General features: G+C 33.6%; 18 protein-coding genes and 1 other annotated feature. Of the genes, 5 read left to right on the top strand and 13 right to left on the bottom strand.

Features of this window, described 5'->3' with window-relative positions:
* Window positions 1–2: 2 nt before the first annotated feature.
* From BCR21_RS00285 to BCR21_RS00245, 9 genes are all read right to left on the bottom strand, one after another.
* A complete protein-coding gene (locus BCR21_RS00285; RefSeq protein ID WP_069644533.1) occupies window positions 3–1,379 on the bottom strand; it encodes a V-type ATP synthase subunit B in 1,377 nt (458 codons plus the stop codon).
* A complete protein-coding gene (locus BCR21_RS00280; RefSeq protein WP_069644532.1) occupies window positions 1,372–3,153 on the bottom strand; it encodes a V-type ATP synthase subunit A in 1,782 nt (593 codons plus the stop codon). The genes BCR21_RS00285 and BCR21_RS00280 overlap by 8 nt, the downstream gene beginning before the upstream one ends.
* Before the next feature lie 285 nt (window positions 3,154–3,438).
* On the bottom strand, window positions 3,439–3,750 hold the full coding sequence (locus tag BCR21_RS00275) for a V-type ATP synthase subunit F (protein WP_069644531.1): 312 nt from the start codon (window positions 3,748–3,750) through the stop codon (window positions 3,439–3,441).
* Window positions 3,740–4,741 (bottom strand): V-type ATPase subunit, encoded by a 1,002-nt coding sequence (locus tag BCR21_RS00270; protein WP_069644530.1) that lies wholly within the window; start codon window positions 4,739–4,741, stop codon window positions 3,740–3,742. Before BCR21_RS00270 ends, BCR21_RS00275 begins: the two co-directional genes overlap by 11 nt.
* Window positions 4,742–4,884: 143 nt before the next feature.
* A complete protein-coding gene (locus BCR21_RS00265; protein ID WP_069644529.1) occupies window positions 4,885–5,466 on the bottom strand; it encodes a hypothetical protein in 582 nt (193 codons plus the stop codon).
* A 13-nt stretch (window positions 5,467–5,479) separates the two neighbouring features.
* A complete protein-coding gene (locus tag BCR21_RS00260; protein WP_010760283.1) occupies window positions 5,480–5,953 on the bottom strand; it encodes a V-type ATP synthase subunit K in 474 nt (157 codons plus the stop codon).
* 2 nt (window positions 5,954–5,955) lie between these two features.
* The gene (locus tag BCR21_RS00255; RefSeq protein WP_069644528.1) at window positions 5,956–7,971 is read right to left on the bottom strand and encodes a V-type ATP synthase subunit I; all 2,016 of its coding nucleotides are present in this window, start codon (window positions 7,969–7,971) and stop codon (window positions 5,956–5,958) included.
* Entirely contained in the window at window positions 7,958–8,323 is a 366-nt protein-coding gene (locus tag BCR21_RS00250; RefSeq protein ID WP_240488050.1) for a hypothetical protein, read from the bottom strand. Before BCR21_RS00250 ends, BCR21_RS00255 begins: the two co-directional genes overlap by 14 nt.
* A gap of 129 nt (window positions 8,324–8,452) precedes the next feature.
* Window positions 8,453–8,500, bottom strand: a sequence feature (sodium ion sensor (DUF1646 type); this cis-regulatory element may regulate processes involved in with the transportation of sodium ions).
* Between the two features lie 227 nt (window positions 8,501–8,727).
* Window positions 8,728–9,045, bottom strand: a complete 318-nt coding sequence (locus BCR21_RS00245; RefSeq protein ID WP_069644527.1) for a hypothetical protein — start codon at window positions 9,043–9,045, stop codon at window positions 8,728–8,730.
* A gap of 234 nt (window positions 9,046–9,279) precedes the next feature.
* On the opposite strand from BCR21_RS00245, the gene BCR21_RS00240 reads away from it, so the two are divergent.
* From BCR21_RS00240 to BCR21_RS00225, 4 genes are all read left to right on the top strand, one after another.
* Window positions 9,280–9,621: a hypothetical protein gene (locus tag BCR21_RS00240; protein WP_069644526.1), complete on the top strand. Its 342-nt coding sequence runs from the start codon at window positions 9,280–9,282 to the stop codon at window positions 9,619–9,621.
* 452 nt (window positions 9,622–10,073) lie between these two features.
* A complete protein-coding gene (locus tag BCR21_RS00235) occupies window positions 10,074–10,988 on the top strand; it encodes a helix-turn-helix domain-containing protein (protein WP_069644525.1) in 915 nt (304 codons plus the stop codon).
* Window positions 10,989–11,572: 584 nt separating this feature from the next.
* Window positions 11,573–13,024, top strand: a complete 1,452-nt coding sequence (locus BCR21_RS00230; protein ID WP_240488049.1) for a glycosyltransferase family protein — start codon at window positions 11,573–11,575, stop codon at window positions 13,022–13,024.
* 108 nt (window positions 13,025–13,132) lie between these two features.
* Window positions 13,133–13,429: a bacteriocin immunity protein gene (locus BCR21_RS00225; protein WP_069644523.1), complete on the top strand. Its 297-nt coding sequence runs from the start codon at window positions 13,133–13,135 to the stop codon at window positions 13,427–13,429.
* A gap of 737 nt (window positions 13,430–14,166) precedes the next feature.
* Here BCR21_RS00225 and BCR21_RS00220 read toward each other — a convergent pair.
* Entirely contained in the window at window positions 14,167–14,364 is a 198-nt protein-coding gene (locus tag BCR21_RS00220; RefSeq protein WP_069644522.1) for a hypothetical protein, read from the bottom strand.
* Between the two features lie 96 nt (window positions 14,365–14,460).
* A complete protein-coding gene (locus tag BCR21_RS00215) occupies window positions 14,461–14,643 on the bottom strand; it encodes a hypothetical protein (RefSeq protein WP_069644521.1) in 183 nt (60 codons plus the stop codon).
* Window positions 14,644–15,064: 421 nt separating this feature from the next.
* Here BCR21_RS00215 and BCR21_RS00210 point away from each other — a divergent pair, with 421 nt between their 5' ends.
* Window positions 15,065–15,322, top strand: coding sequence for a hypothetical protein (locus tag BCR21_RS00210; RefSeq protein ID WP_069644520.1), 258 nt, complete (start codon window positions 15,065–15,067; stop codon window positions 15,320–15,322).
* Between the two features lie 1,497 nt (window positions 15,323–16,819).
* Here BCR21_RS00210 and BCR21_RS00205 read toward each other — a convergent pair.
* On the bottom strand, window positions 16,820–17,197 hold the full coding sequence (locus BCR21_RS00205) for a hypothetical protein (protein WP_069644519.1): 378 nt from the start codon (window positions 17,195–17,197) through the stop codon (window positions 16,820–16,822).
* A gap of 57 nt (window positions 17,198–17,254) precedes the next feature.
* Window positions 17,255–17,977 carry a hypothetical protein gene (locus BCR21_RS00200; protein ID WP_069644518.1) on the bottom strand — a complete coding sequence of 241 codons (723 nt, stop codon included), beginning with the start codon at window positions 17,975–17,977 and terminating at the stop codon, window positions 17,255–17,257.
* Window positions 17,978–18,077: the final 100 nt, after the last annotated feature.

Genomic DNA, 18,077 nt, shown 5'->3' with positions numbered 1-18,077 from the left:
GGTCACTCTCCTTCAGTCAAGTATTTGTCCAACATCTCATCTTTGATACGCTTCAATTCAGTTCTTGGAAGCATAGATAATAGTTCCCAGCCTAAATCAAGTGTTTCATCAATGGAACGATTCGTGTAAAACCCTTGATTGACGTATTCTTTTTCAAAACGATCCGCAAATTTTGCATAGATTTTATCCACATCTGACAATGCCGATTCCCCAAGAACGACTGCTAATTCTTTCGCTTGTTTTCCTTGAGCATATGCTGCAAATAACTGGTTCATTGTTGGGGCATGATCGATTCGAGTTTTTCCTTCACCCGTTCCTTTATCCTTTAAACGAGACAATGAAGGCAATACATCAATTGGCGGCTGGATTCCGCTCTTATATAAATCTCTAGATAAAATGATTTGCCCTTCCGTAATATAACCTGTTAAATCCGGAATCGGATGGGTTTTATCATCTTCTGGCATCGTTAAGATTGGAATTTGGGTAACAGACCCTTTCAATCCACGAATACGGCCAGCTCGTTCGTACAATGTGGCTAAATTAGTATAAAGATACCCTGGATAACCACGACGTCCTGGCACCTCACGACGAGCAGCAGAAATTTCGCGTAATGCTTCACAATAATTGGTCATATCTGTCATGATCACAAGAACGTGCATACCTTTTTCATACGCTAAATATTCAGCTGCTGTAAGCGCCATTCTAGGGGTAGCAATTCGCTCGATTGCCGGATCATTGGCTAAATTCATAAACATTACGGACCGATCAATTGCTCCTGTTTGACGAAAATCTTCCATGAAAAATTCAGCTTCTTCAAATGTGATCCCAATCGCCGCAAAAACAACGGCAAAGTCCTCATCACTGTTTAAAACATTTGCTTGACGAGCGATTTGAGCAGCTAACTCTTTGTGGGGCAAACCAGAACCTGAAAATACTGGCAATTTTTGTCCACGAACTAAGGTATTCAAATGATCGATTGCAGAAATTCCCGTTTGAATAAATTCATCTGGGTAATCTCTGGCCACCGGATTTATGACTTCACCATTGATATCAACCATTTTTTCCGGTAAAATCTCAGGGCCATTGTCCTTGGGACGACCTAAACCATCAAAAATCCGACCTACCATATCTTCTGACACGCCCAATTCCAAAGGATGACCTAAAAAACGAACCTTTGAATCACGAAGATTGATGCCGCTGGTTCCTTCAAAAATCTGAACCATGGCTTTATCGCCATTGATCTCAAGCACTTGTCCACGACGAATTTCACCATTTTGCATACGAACTTCGATCAATTCTTCATATTTGACCCCTTCAACTTTTTCAACGATCATCAAGGGACCAACTACTTCATTGATTGTACGGTACTCTTTAATCATTCGTCATCCCTCCATCTGCGATAATTTGTTTTAACGTTAGTTTCATTTCATCGACTAAGCTGTCTAATCGGTCGATTTGTTCTTCTGGTACGTATTTGCTTCTGGCGATTTTATCTCTAATCCCAACTGTACCAGCCATGATTTCAGATAAATAAGCGCCTAAATCCAATGCTGCTTGTCCTTCTTTGTAGAAAGTTAAAATCAAGTGTAGCATTTTATATTGTTTTTCTCTTGAGGTAAATGTATCAACATCATCAAAGGCATTTTGTTGTAAGTAATCTTCACGAATCGATTTCGCAACTTCTAATGTCAAACGGTCTTTATCAGACAACGAATCAATTCCGACTAGTCGAACGATTTCTTCTAATTGCGATTCTTCTTGTAAAATGCGCATCCCTTCCATAACCATCTCAGACCACTCAACTTGAAGTTGCTGATCTAAATATTTACCAACTTCTGAATCATATAAAGAGTAACTTTGGAGCCAATTGATAGATGGAAAATGACGTTTTTGCGCTAATGTCGCATCCAATCCCCAGAAAACTTTCACGACACGTAACGTATTTTGAGTGACAGGTTCAGAGATATCTCCGCCAGAAGGTGAAACAGCACTAATTGCTGTGATACTTCCCTCACGATGATCTTTCCCTAAAGCTACAACTTGTCCAGCTCGTTCATAATATTCCGCTAAACGGCTACCTAAGTATGCAGGATACCCTTCATCCCCTGGCATTTCTTCCAAACGTCCGCTCATTTCACGTAATGCTTCTGCCCAACGAGAAGTTGAGTCCGCCATTATTGCTACAGAATAGCCCATATCACGGAAGTATTCCGCAATTGTGATTCCTGTATAGATTGATGCTTCACGAGCTGCTACAGGCATATTAGAGGTGTTCGCGATCAAGACAGTTCGTTCCATCACCGACTCCCCCGTACTTGGATCGATCAGCTCAGGAAATTCATTCAATACATCTGTCATTTCGTTGCCGCGTTCACCACACCCTACATAAACAACTAAATCAACATCTGCCCATTTAGCGATTTGGTGTTGCACCACGGTTTTTCCTGCACCAAATGGACCTGGAACAGCTGCTGCTCCACCTTTTGTAACAGGAAAGAACGTATCAATAACACGTTGACCTGTGAGAAGCGGTACATCCGGATTTAATTTTTCTAGAATCGGACGACTACGACGAACTGGCCATTTTTGCATCATCGTAAATTCTTTTTCACCTGTAGCTGTTTCGATAATGTAAACTGTTTCTTCGATCGTGAACTCGCCCATTTTGATTTCCTTCACAACGCCGCTAATACCAAATGGAACCATGATTTTATGAGGAATCACTTTCGTCTCTTGAACTAATCCAACGATGTCTCCTGCAGAAACCTCATCTCCAATAGAAACAGTGGGCTCAAATAGCCATTTTTTCGTTCTATCTAATGCTGGGATCTGAACCCCTCTGCTTAAAAAGTTACTTTCTGTTACTTCAGCAAATGTATCTAAAGGACGTTGGATTCCATCAAACATCTCTGAGATCAAGCCTGGCGCCAGCTCAACTGACAACGCTTCCCCGGTCGTTACAACTGGTTCTCCAGGTCCAATTCCTGTTGTTTCTTCATATACTTGAATAGACGCGACATCTCCACGCATCTCAATAATTTCTCCTATAACACCTAATTCCCCTACATGACAAATATCCTGAATACTTGCATCAGACATATTCTCAGCCATAACTAAAGGACCAGATACTTTAATAATTCTACCAGTTTGCAAAATTGTTCCTCCTATTCAGAAAAGCTGAGCAGGCTCGTTCAGCTCCGACCGAAAAATAGAAAAATAGGACTGAGGCGCTCTTTGCCTCTTTCTTATTTTATCTTTTTTCCGAGGAGCTAGCCCGCAAAGCTAGATCAAACGAAAAGCTGAGCAAGCTCGTTTAGCACCGATCGAAAAATAGAAAAATAGGACTGAGGCGCTTTTTGCCTCTTTCTTATTTTATTTTTTTCCGAGGAACTGGCCTGCAAAGCTAGATCAAGTAAAGCTAAACATGTTCTCAACCGTCTACAATATATTCTGTCCAACCGCTCTTTCAACATTATCTTGAATTTCTTTTAACCCAATCCCTTTGGTACCATTGTGACTTGGGATCAAGATAATCGCTGGTGTAACTTCACTTTTATAACGCTTGATCGTTTCAACAGCTAATTCAGAAGCATCTTCTGTGATGAAAATAACGCCAAAATTATTTTTCGCCATTGATTCAATCGTCTCTCTCACTTGTTTTGACGAAATTGCATAAACAACCTCAAAGCCAAAAAGTTTGAACGGCATAACAGAATCTCTATCACCGATTACACCAATTTTATAAGCCATCTGCCATGCGCATCCTTTCTTTAACGACTTCTACTGGAAAGTTACTCCGTTTACTAACTAGAATCAAACGTAAATTTTTCCACTCTACTTCTTTAGCATTTAAAAATGCAAGCAACGGTAATGGTCCAAAAGCCATAATTTTAGCCTTATCATACAGACTAGTCAGATAATCATCTTTGGCTTTTTCAAAAGCAACTAGATCTAAGGTTTTTGTTTCAGCAGAGACGATTGGTGCTAAGAGTGCGCCATAAGTCGTGCTCAAAACAAAATCAGTAAAGACAACTAATGACTGTTCCGCATATTCTAAAAATGTTGCTTTTGGGATACTACCTGAACTAGATAACACAGTCGATAAAAAATTTTCATGTTGTCCTTGAAGGATTCCCCTAGCCATTGTAGAAATATTTGTCAAATCAATAAATGCTGTAACTTCTGCCACGATATCTTTATTACCTAATTTTTCAGCTAATTGGCGTTGAAAGGTTAAGAAATTCCGATCATAAATAATATCGATTGCTTGAAGCGTAGAAGATTCTTGAAAATAATCCAACACTTCAAGAACGGCATTCATAAGCTGCACTGGTAATTCAGTTGAGACACGCGTACGAATTGCACTCTTCAGAGTCTCTAATGAATAGCGACCATCATCAATAAACAGATAGTCCAGATCTTGTCCCGTAAGCTCAGCTTTTGTCAGGACTTTCAAATTATGAAATGTTGCTCTAGAAGTATAGATTGTGATCACTTCTGGTTCTGGTGCCATTTCATAGAGCCATTCATAAAGTTTTCCCTTCTCTTTTGAATAGATATATTCAAAAGTTTCAGCAAAATCGTCTGTCATATACGCTCCATATACCGTATTTTTTAAACTATCTTTTAGTTCATCCGTGTTTTTTGCATTCAATAATTGTTCATATTGAGCATTACTTAAAAGTTCTGTTTCTTTAAGACGAATCAAAGGATTAATTTGATTATATGCAGTCTCTCTCATTATGACCCTCCTAATCGAATAAGTAACAACGTTCCTTTCAGTCACCTTAAATTTTTCAACATCCGTTCATTTTACTCACTGTGTTTCAAAGCAAAAGCGTAGCTTGATAACACATAGCAAAACAGACTCTTTAAACATTCATTTTATCGAAACAGCAATTCTGCTATTTTAAAACTTTCCATTTTTTTGATTTCTTGAACTAGACTTGTAAATAAGAAGTTGTATTCGATCCCATCTTTAGACACAATAAATCCACCATCATTTGGAATAACTTCTTTTTCTAACTTCAACGTTAGTTTTTCACTAGAATGTTCTGCAAGCCATTGCTCAGATAACCTTCCTTTTGAAAACTCTCCTAACTTTAAAGCCGCCTTACCTTCAACCGGCAACTGAATAATGATTTGCTCGACAAAGAGTTGAAATTCCGCTTCTGTCCAATGATTCATTCGCTCAACTGATTCTGCAAAAAGTTGCTCTAGGTAGCCTTGCTTTTGATTCAACGTTGCTTGTTTGACTTCCAATTGTTGTCGATTTGACTTTTGTTTAAACGCTTTATCTGTTTGTTCTTGATTTTTTTCAATCAGTTTACTTTCTTGTAAAAAAAGCGCTTCTTCTTGTTCTTGATATTCTCGGTCAATACGAGCCGTCTCAACTTTTTTCAGTTCTGAAACTTCTACTTGCTCTTTTTCTAGAATTTGTTCGACGATTTTTTCAATTGCATCCATTTTTTTCCTCCTGTTACTTCACATTTAGTACAAGCAAGAATGAGATAACAAACCCAAGAATCGCATACGTTTCAACCATGGCGGCATATATGATCCCTTTTGTTGCGTGTTCAGGTTTTTTAGCTAAAATTTGAATCCCAGCAGCTGCAACACGACCTTGCGCAATCCCAGAAAATAAACCTGCAAAAGCGATCGGCAATGATGCCACAAAATAATCCAGGCCTTGAACCATCGTCATATCATTGTTTAAATTGATAAAAATCAAAAAGGCAATAACGAAACCGTATAACCCTTGCGTTCCTGGCAATAATTGTAAAATTAAGGCCTGTCCGAATTTTTCAGGCTGTTCTGTTGTCAACGCCGCAGCGGCTTCCCCTGTAAAACCAACCCCTTTAGCAGAACCAATCCCTGCTAAAATCGTTGCCATTGCCATTCCTAAAACTGCAAAAAGAATTCCACCATTGTTATTAATTAAGTAATCTATCATGTTTATATTCCTCCACTATTCTTTTTCTTTTGATTTTTTTCAATGTTCATATATTTCTCTTCTGTCTTTAATGGCTTAAATGCACGTCCACCGCCTGTATAAAATTTCCCGAAAAACTCGACATATTGCAAACGAGCTCCGTGAACATAAGCACCTAACAAACTTAAAAAGAGATTCAATGCGTGTAATGCGATGATTAGTACGATCCCCACAGTAAATCGAGCGATTGGCGGCATAAACTCGACGAGCATATTAAATGCTGCAGCGATACTTCCGCCAGAAATTCCTAAAGCCATCAATCGCGTATAACTAACTAAATCCCCAATATAACCTGTCAAACCATATAATCCGTAAAGACCTTTTGCTAAACCTTTGACTTTTGATTTTGTTTGGATAATCGGCACGATCACAATCGATAAAGCAGAAATGACCGCCACAACGATTCCAGTTGTAACCAGACCGTCATTGCTAAAAACTAACATACCTAAAACTACGATCAAAATCCCTATCAGCAATCCTTGCCAAGCAAAGCTCTCACTAATACTATCCAAGTAACGCTTGCGTTTCGTAAGTTCGATTCCGTTGACCATCAATCCTGTCAGCATTTGTATAAAACCGAAAATAACTGATAAAATCAAAATCGTATTCACATCTTCAGTTGTTGATAATATCGGAAACGGCAAATGAATCCCAAAGATCACTTCTGGTAAAGCAGCACCGAAAAATGACCCATAAATAAAGCCCCAAATAATCGTTGGAAACGATAATATTAGGAAAAAATCTGCAAAACGCTTCATTCCTCGTGGTAAAACGAGCAACTTCAACGCAAGTAATGCACCTAGTAACATCAATAAACCGTAGCCAATATCTGCTACCATCATGCCGAAAAACACCATATAAAAAGGCGTCATGATCGGTGTTGGATCGATCTCGTCATATTTTGGCAAGCTATACATTTCAGTCAACATCTCAAATGGCGCTACCAGAGAATTATTTTTCAGTTTCACAGGAATATCAGCCTGAATCTCATCATTCGTCGGTTGATCAAAAGTGATATACACTTCGTCTTGAGGCAATCTATCCTGTAATGCGCTAGTTAATCCCTGCTTCTCATCAACAGGAATCCAACCTTGCACAATGAAAAAATAGGACGTATTCAGCAAATGCTTCTTTGCTTCTTCCCGATAGATATACGCATAAGTCATTTCTTCTGCTAAGTACAACTCTTCTAAATGATCACGATAGGAAGATAAACTGATTTTCAATTGTTTTTCATCCTTAACGAGACTAGCTAATTCTTCTTTATTTTTTTGATACGCCTCTTTCGGCAAAATATCATAAGGATAATCAAATTGGTTAAAACTATATCCAGCAGTAACTTCATTCAAATCCGCCGATTGACTTTTTAAGTAAATCAAGCTGTAATAGACATGATTTTGACTGTGATAAATTTCTTCCACATAAATAGATGGGACCTTTTCTAAATCTGCTAGAAAATCTGACTGATTGGCAGAACTGATCGAGCCTAGCAAAATATCTGTCCTCTCTAGTGAATTATTTTTTGGAATAATATCTAAATACTGCCAGCGAGCTAACCATTTTTCTTTTGACAGCAAATCTTTTCTAGTTGTCTCAATCACTGCCAGTTTACTTTTTAGTAAAGCTATTTCCTTTAAGTATTCGCTTATCTTATGCTCATCGAAACTTTCTTCCAAAGAATGTAATGTACGCACTTGTCTTTTTATTGGTTTCTTTTTCGATGAACTTTCTGAAAAACGTTCAATAAATGTCAATGAGTCCTGAATTTCTGTCAACATACTCTGGAAGCGTTTCTTTTTGCTTTCATCTTCTTCCACTAAAGTTGACGCAAAATGCTTTTCTATATAAGAACTATCTACATTTGAATGAAAAAAATCTTTAATTTCGATTGCTTGCATCCCTTGAATTGCTTGAAGAATCGCTTCTTCTCTATCGGCTGCCGCTATGATCGTCATTTTTTCCATTTTATTGACTGCCATAGATTTTTTTCACCCTTTCTATTACGTGATCAATGATAGATTCTTTGTTTTTTTCATATTTTTCTTTAAAATTTTGATTTTGTTCGTTCGCTTCACTCAATAAACTATCTTTTTCTTTTTGAAGCTCTTCTTTTTTTTGTCCCTCTATTTCGTGAAGTAAAGCTGTAACTTTCGCTTGACTTTCTTCCTGTTTTTTCTTGAAATCATCTGATTTTGTTTGCTCATAAGACCTGATTTCTTCTTTGACTAAGTGTCTCATTTCTTCAATTTTATCTTCTGCCTCACGGATTCTATCCAATGCTTCTAAAACCATTTTTTCACCCCTATCATTTACTGACCAGTCTTCATCCATATTATTGAACTTCGCCTTCTTTTTTTACAATCAAAAAGAGAATAACCTGTGCTTCTGCTCACTAAAAACACAACTTATTCCCTTAAATTTTAATTGAAAATAAAAAAAGGGCGTAAGTTCAAAAAACCGTTCTTCTCACCCCTTGAAGAACTTGATCCTTGAAGCTTGCGCCCAACCATTTTTATTAATATACACCTATCTTAGCAAAAAAAAACTAAAATTACAACTGCTTTACCAGTAGCTTTTTTCTAATCTACAAAAAACAACCCACCTTCAACAGAAGATGGGAAAGGAGTTTTACTCATGAGAGTAAATGAAAAAGTTATATTGTTAGGATAGATTTATATTACTATCCTATTTTTACTTTTACAAATGTTATGCATCAGAAATCTTATTTTTGTTCTCTAAAAAAAGAAGACTTCCAAATCACTTGCTGAACGAGTAACTCGTTCAACAATAGTCTCCATCCAGACATCGGTAAACCAATCATATTGAATTTGATTGATAATACTTTTTTTTAACTCTACAATCATTGTTTCACTATCGATTTCATTTTCATAAAACGAACCTAACATGGTTAGCATTTTCGTGTTAGAATGTTGCTGAAATCGATAGATACGTCCTTTTTCTATGTAATAAAACCAGTGATTGATAATAACCGCAAAGCGGTCTTCTTTATTTTCCAATAAGGTGATAAGCATCTTAGCTGTAATTTTCTTCATGTTGTCTACTCCTTTGACTGCTCCATTCATTTTATCATATCAAAATATTGTTAGAGAAACAATCAATGGAAAGTTTCTAAAAATAGTCCGGAATATCCTTTTATAATCGTCTTTTTTGATACCTCAATCATAAAAAGGAATAAAAATATCTTTTCGCTAATCTTTTTGTCCATAATTGCGTACTATTTGATATAATTGGATAGGAAAGCTACTATTTTAGGATTGGAGAATAAGATGAAACAAAATTTAATCAAAGTAACCACAACATTTCATAATACATGGTTGATCGATCTGAAAAAAGATTCGTTTTCTGAAGAAAATAAGATTATATTTGGAGATACGTTGCGACTTTCTATTGCTAAAAATGATTCTTACTACTATTCAGAAGCGATTGCATTAACTTACGAGAAAGAAATCCTATTTAGAGAACAACCAACAGAAAGTGAAATTGAATTTTTCAACTATATGAAGGAGGTTCAAGAAAAGAGCTTTTCCAAGGCGTTGGCAGCTAAATATAATATAGAACTTTATACAGTTCCCTCTTTAAATATTGACGACTCGGTGGAGGAAAAATAAAAAATAACAGCCTCTGATTTACTTCATTCAACAGGAAAAGTAAATCAGAAGCTATTATTTTGCACTTTTTTTTGGTACGCACTTTTTACTTATACATTTTAGTTTTTTTAGTTAAATCGTTTGTTTACAAAATTAGTTTTATAAGATAATTACGAGATATTTAAATACGTTTTAGACTCCGCCTGTAACAACATATACAGAAATAACGCTTGCTACAACAGCTATTAATGAGATCATGAACACACCTCCACTCCCATTTTTTAGAAATCAACGTTTGCAAACAAATAATTTTCCTTAGGTAAAGAATAACAAACAAGCAAAAAAAAATAAAGTAGTAAATTCAAAAAGTGCGAAATTGGCATAAAAATCAAATGAAATATTTACTTTTTTATTAAAAATATGAATTTTCTGACCATTTCATGCTATAATCGCATAAGAAGGGAGAGAAACTCTTGAATATCATAGAAACCTTACGTTTTTTTAGACTTAAATTAAAGTTAACTCAAAGAGAAATGATGTCTGAATATACTGATCCCTCTACCTATTCAAAAATTGAAAGTGGTAAACGCTCTCTTAAGGTAAATGAATTAGAAGAAATATTAAATCAAACTTCGATTAGTGTTGAAGAATTTTTTAGTTTCACAACTTTTGATAAACGACAACAAGATTTCAGAGAAACTTTTTATTATTGTGGAGCTCATTTAGAAAATAAAAGTACTAAACAAAAACTGCTTAATTATTATTATTCGTTAAAAGATAAAGAAAAAAAGACCTTGAGAGAATTATCAAATTACATTGGTATTAAAAATTTTTTCAATGCTCACTGGGAAGAGGTTGACCCCGTGACTTTTGACGAAATAACTGATATTTTTGAGGATTTATTGAATAAATCATTCTACCTTCAGTACGACTATATTATTACTGCCAATTTAAGTCGCTTTTTTAACGCTAAACAAGCTGATTTATTACTTGCAAGAATGTTCCCTATAAAATATGAAGAACAACGTGATTTTACCACTAAAAAATTTGCTCATAATATTCTTATCAATTTAATTTCAATGCGATTATATGCAAAGGATTATGAAAGTGCAGAGAAATATATAAAGCTTGCTAAAAAACAAGATAAACAAAACGAAAATTACAGTTTCAAATTAAATCTCCAATATTTAACTAATCTCTTAGACTACATTATTGAAGGCGAACCTTTTTACATGGAACGTGTTTATGATTTTATACATTTGTTAGAGAATACTGGTGACACTTTACAAGCAGAACAGGTAAAAAAAGAAGTAAAGATGTTAATTCACGAGAGGGATAGTGAAAAAATGCTTAATAGCTATGCAGTTGGATTACTGAAAGAATCCTAGTTCCAAGAATTAAAATCAGAATATCCCACCTCTTTCAAGGTGGGATAAGGAGTATTACTCGGATTGAGTAAAATGAAAATACTGTTAGGGTACATTTATAATACTACACCATGTTATAGATTTCAACCCTTTAGTCGATAAATATTTTTTATTTGTTCGTTTGAACGTAACTCCTTTTATAACTAAGACTTTTCCTAAAATAAACTCACCTAGTGATTTTTCTGATGAGTTTATTTCTTGTGTTCTAAAACACTCATATTCTGCAATATCATTTTTCTACGAATAAACTTGATTTTTCATTTAACGTTCTGCTTCCCTACAAATATTTTATATAATCATTCATTTTCTGTTAAAATAAATATAAAACAACATAAAGAAGGCGTAATAATTTGAATTCAAAATATAACAAAACAGAAATCATTCTTTTATTAGCTTTATTAGGTATCAGCATCATTTCCATCTTTCCTTATTTTTTTAATAACTATATTTTCAACCAAGATGATCTTTTATTTCACCGAACAAGATTGGAAAGTTACTCTCAAGCTGTGAAACATTTGGATTTTTTCCCGAGAGTTTTTCCTAATATGGGATTAAATTTTGGTTATGGCGCAGATTTATTTTATCCCTCTATATTATTATTACCTTTTGCTTTCTTTAGGATTGTAGGGATAGCTTTTGTTCCTTCTTACTACTTATATCAGCTTTTGATCAGTTTGGTTACTGCTGCCAGTGCGTATTATTTTCTATATTCAATAAAAAAATCACAAAAACTGGCGCTATTATTTTCTTGTTTTTATACACTTTCCACCTATCGTTTAATCGACCAATCTGTTCGCGCAGCGCTTGGTGAAACATTGGCATTTGCTTTTTTACCTTTATTTATTCTTGGTGTCTACTCGATTTTTTATAGTGACAAACATCGCTGGCAGCTGCTTGGAATCGGAATGAGTTTATTGATTGCCAGTCACTTGATTACAGCTTTCTACTCATTCATCCTGCTCCTTATTTTTATATTGATTAATTGGAAAAAATGTAAACTAGCTCAGATAAAAAGTCTGATCATGGCAGGTCTTTTATCACTTGGCTTATCAGCTTGGTTTTTATTTCCTTATTTGGAACAGATACATCATTTAACGTTTAATTTTAATAACACGACATTATGGGCTAATGGATTAAAGTTCAGTTTAGGAGATTTATTTATAAATAGTCTTGCTAATTTGAGTGCACCATTCACTGAATTAAAACCAAATATTGGTCTATTACTGTTAGTTGCAGTTTTAATTGCTGGTTTCAATTACCGAAAATTAAGCCCCAGCAATAAACGATTATCATTAGCTACTTTAGCCGTTATTCTACTAGCCACAAACATTTTCCCTTGGGGTCTTTTTAAAGTATCTATTTTAGCAACGATTCAATTCCCATGGAGATTATTATTATTCGCTTCCTTTTTTTCTAGTTTACTGGCGGTTTGCTTAATTGAAGAATTTCGCTTGCTTTCAAGAAAAGATATACTTGTTTTTATTGCATTGTCCGGCTTTTTAACACTCGGTTTTAATATCAATAACTTATCACAAAGTAACAGCAAAAATAACGTAACTGTAACGAATGAAAACTTTACCGATTTTTATGAATCGGAAATCGGCCATGGCAAAGAGTATTTAGTAAAAGATACAGATTTTAAAAAACACTTTGCTTCTCCTGGTTTGATTATTGATGGTATTCCTTATACTGATTCATCCCGTAAAGTTGAGAATAACTATAATTATAGTACTTTTAATGTTAGGATTAACGGAACTCAAGAAGTTCAGCTGCCTAAATTTTATTATGAAGGGTATGAGGTTAAACTAGATCAACAAGTGATTCGTAATTACAATAAGAACGGATTAGTCACGGTTAAATTAGAACAAGGTTTACATGAAATTAGTGTCACTTATAAAAAAACTGTTATTCAGAAAGTTTCAGCTATTTTTTCAGTTTTATTAGCTGGATTATTAATCTTTTACAATATAATAAAAAGCAGAAGAAAAAATAAATAATAGTCAATTTTCTCGTCAAAGATAAATGATGCTAATACAACTATTTATGTATTCATCTTAATAAGTAACAGAATAACATCCAAATAACCAAGTAAGGAGCAATATTTTATGAACAAATTAAAATGGTATTCCGGAGGAAACGAACGAGGAAACCAAGCGATACGCATTATCACTGATCTATTAGATGATTTTAAAACAGGCTTAGGTAATGAGTCTATACAAAATGTGTTAGAAAATTATCGTGAAGAGTTAGAACAAAAAGGCGCTTCTGTTCCTATGATTTTAAGTCGTATGAATATAGACATTTCTAAAGCAATCAGAAATGAGGGGATTATTTTATCAGACAATCAATCAAAAAAACTAAAAGAGTTAACTTCCATATCAAATATTAGATATGGATATTAACATTACAAAAAAATGCACAACTTTAACTATCCCTAATTAAATTAACTTAGATGTCTTTGTTCTAAGTTGTCTAGTTAAGTTTCTAAACTGTTTCAGATAATGATGTTAGGATATTTGTTCTGAATGAATTTGACCTATATAGTAATATTTATACCCTTAATGCTTAACTTCGAACGGATGTACCAACAAGAGCTACATTGTAATTTAAACAAATGACTAGCTCTATCATGTTATATGGCTTTTTACTATATCTATCATGAATTTTTATCAAGTATCTAAAAATGTTTTATTATTTTGTTTGTTAATCTACATAGAGTTGTAGCTTGGGCATTCAATGTAAAATAACAGACAGTAGAAACGCTGTGTATCAACATTTCTACTGTCTGTCCCCATAAAAGTTATGAAAGTAACGGGATTTGAAAGTAAACTTTCATAAAGGTTCATCCACTATAAATCAGCACACTTTTGATAATATTAATTGAAACAACACGAATGACGATTAGTTGAAATATAAACTCACTAATCTTTAAACTTACGACCAACGATTATATTTTCCCTGTCGAATCTCGTTGTTCCTCTTGTATTTCGAATACCGTGTATCTCTTTAATTTTTCCAAGACTTGTATACATTCGCCTCGCTTGCTAAATAAGTTGCTCATTATATCCTCAGATTTTAATGTACCAGCATTAATTCCCAGCCTATCTCCTCTAAACAAAAAGACCACTCAATGAGTGATCTAGTCTTCTATCGTTTCATTTTCTTCTGGCTCGTAAGGTTCATAATCACCTTTCACACCGAATACATCTGAATTCAAATCCATTCCTGTTTCTGCCATATCTAATGCATTTGTTTCTACGTTATCCTTTACCTGATTCATGTACTCATCTCTTGTGATTATTTTCCCTGTCTTTTTATGTTTAAAAAAATTATGCATTGTCACCACTCCCTTATATTTCTTAAACTAATTTTACACTATTTCTCTTTTTGGTACGAATAAAAAGCCACCGCATAAGCGATGACTAGATAAAATTTATTCATTTTTTTCTTTTTCTCGTTTTTCTTCTTCTCTGACAAATCGTTTAAGATGTTTCTCATCTTTTTCTGACTTCACATGTTCTCTATTGTTGTCAATTTCAGCTTCAAACTTCTCTTTGTTTTTTTGTTCATTAAATGATTCTCTGTTTTCTTTTTCTCCATGACGTTCACTTGGCATAATAAATTTTCCCCTTTCATATATCATGAATTAATTGTATTCCTATTTGAGGGATTATACCAATAATTTAATCACCCACAGACAAGAATGAAATAAACTCTATGAGGGGAGTGTCACCATCCTTTTAGTTTTTTTTATTTGTTTTTAGCCTGAAGGTGTTTAATTTCGTTATCCCCACTTACAAATCACTCCTTCTTATTTGTTATCTTATAAAATAAATAGACTATCAATGTACAAATTAAATCAATAATGATAATAATGACCCATAAAAGATACATTATCTTTATTTTCTAAATAGTTTCCCAAACACCTACTGCCGACGCAATTTTTACTTTTGTATATAATTTGCTCAATCTATTGACATCTTTCGCTCTTTTAGTAGTATTAGCTTTATAAAACTAGCTTGGAAAGGAGCTTAAAAATGAAACAGCTTTTACGTATCGCTTTAGTAGTGAGTGTTGTATTAGTTTTAATATTCATTGGAAGAAATATTAATTCGAAAGACTCATCTACAATTGACTTGTCCAAAGAATCATCTCATCTATCTACGAGTTCATCAGAAATCTCATCAGGCAAGTTTTCATCAGATTCAGAAATATTCTCATTATCTGATGAATTAAATTCGTTCGAAAACGAAATAGACAGTCAAATTAATGACTTAACATCAAGTGAAGATTGATCGATTAATTGCTTCTTTTGATCAAATTAAATATTTTTTCTCGAAATTGACTAATAAACCAAAAGAGTTAGTCGATAAACTAAACAAAATAAACAACACTCTAGAGGCGAAAAAAGCTCAGTTTGAATCCGAACAAAAATAAAATTGAAAAGGCTCGTTGTAAATAAAACTATTAATCCCAGCTCAATATTTAGACATCAGCTATCACCATCTAATCTATCAGCTACCGACCTCTTGCCTTTATCACGCTTAACATTACTAGGTTTTGTCCAAAACTCAATCGTTGATTGTTTAACGTTCAACGCCTCAGCGCATTCCTGTTTTGTGATGTGGTGATTAGGTCATCACCTTTGTATATTGCGTACATCACCAGTCAACACCGCCCATCGATTGAATTGTTTCCATAGCTACTGCATTTTCTTGAACTGCTTCACCGCAGTCGTTGTGTGTAGGTCTATCCATGAGATATAAGCCTTTGCAACCATCCTCAAACAAATTGACTTCCGCATTATATTTTTGATTCTTTTTACTAGGTCATCGAGTCCTTGTGCTAATCGCTCAAATTCTTCTACATCTTTATTCTTAATCATCTTTAATCACAAAGGAGTAAAAACTTTTTACTATCGGCCGACAAACCTCCACTCCTTTCATTTAGTTGTTATGTTATAATTTATTTATTACTATTTTACGAGGTGTTGTATTTTGGGTATTATGATATTAATTTTTACTATTGTTATCTATCCTGTCGCTATCTTATTGTCAGTCTCTATCACAACCGGCATCACTTTTTTTATAAATAAAAGATACCAGTTGCGATATAAGGCTTTAGTTTTTGCTATAGCAACAATTAGCGGTTTCTGGATAGCTATATTGATTGGTAATCACTACATGCATGTGTTTTTCGGTGACTACAAGTTGATGTAGGGATAATCATCCCTATTCATTCCTTTCGTTGTGTTGGCACAAAACAAAGCCTTGTTTATATCCTTAATAGATGGCGTATCCTTTCGGTTCTGGACAATGGAACCAATTACTTACTAAATCTAAATATTCCTCATCTATATCTAAAGAAGTTCTATCCATCTACCACTCTTTACCGGACGAAGGTAAAGACTAATGGATTCGGAACGGCTATGACCTACAAACGGAATATCAAAGGAAAGAAGAATCTGTTGATCGAAAGCCTATTATTATCTAATTCAATCCCTTTTGGATGCTGAGAACTTGCCGATCAGAGAGTTGATCAACAGCTCGAAATGGCTTTATGACTAAACGGATAGCTCAAACCCTCGTCATAAGGGATTACTAGAAGACGCTTTGCTGCTGATTGATTCAGGCAAAACTAAAACAGCAAAATTTTGAAACTTGATAATGATTGAATCAACTGCAATCAACCTTAATCATCAATATAAAAACCAGAAATATTCCTAACATTATTTCTGGTTTTTTTTGCTATTTAAATTCTGTTATATCGTATTGCCGGAGCTGCTATAAAAATTACTTAACATCAATAATTTCTACTCGCTCAGCTAAAACCCATCCATTCATTCCATACAAAGAATATAAAACTTGATAGGTCAAGTGTTCTTTTCTTATTTCTTCTTCCAACTCTTCCAGTGAATTATGTTGCATTGGCCATACATTTTTTTTCCCTTGAATCAATAGCTCTTTATTTTCAGTAAAAAATTTATCTAAAGCTCTTTCTTCTAAATCTAAAATAATACTGTAAGGCATTTCATCATAAAATTTATAACATAAAAAGTTATGGAATATAATTTGTTTTTCTTTATCGTCATTAGAAATATTAATAACTATATCCTTATTTTCAAAATTTACAAAATAGCTTTTTATTTCACAGTCATGAATTGTATTCATCTTATATTTCTCTCCTATACATGCTTATTGTCTTGACGGACATGAGCAAAAGGAATTTCATTTTTCATCGCTTTTAATTCTTCCACTGTTAGTAGCATTTTGAGGTATTACTTTAACTAAACTTTCATTAACATCACTTTTATCATTAACAAGAACATATATATACTTCGAACTTCCAGTACATTCTCTAATAGAATATTTGTCTCCTACTTCGTATAATAAGATCCACTCCCCTTGACAATATGAACATAAATACTTTTCAGAATAACTTAATATTAAATTGGAATTTATTTTATACTCTTCTACTTTCACAGGAGGATTATGAATAACTTTATTGTTATAGATCAGTTCATTTGATTTTGTATTATACAAAATATTCTCTTGCCAATTTGAAAGTATATTCCTATCTATTAGATTTTCATTATAAGATTTCATTTCTTTTAATTCATCATAAGTAAATTCATACTTTTTTCCTTTTGAAAAGAGTGAAAACATATCATTTTCAACATAATAGTATGTCGAAAAAATAGTTTCCAAATTTATTTTTCTAACACTATTTGTTTCAATATTGATCGAATAAAGGATATCACTTTCCATATCTTGAACTATAATGTAATCGTTTAATTCAGATGAATATGCCTGATAAATAAAAAAATCATCATCAATATGTATTTTCTTATTAAAATTAAGATTTTTATCTAAAACTATCAAGCCCTCATAGTTATCATTTAATACCACATAATTTTGGGTTATTTTCAAAATATATACATCATTTTCCATAATTAATTTTTATATGACTTTACTCCTATAAATTATAGTTGCCTTCTATTTCTTAAAATAATTTAAATCTTTATGTGGTAATTTCACCTAAATAATTTCC

Origin of the sequence: Enterococcus ureasiticus (assembly GCF_001730285.1) — a bacterium.
Lineage (GTDB): Bacteria > Bacillota > Bacilli > Lactobacillales > Enterococcaceae > Enterococcus_L > Enterococcus_L ureasiticus.
This window is presented reverse-complemented; position numbering and strand designations above follow the sequence as displayed.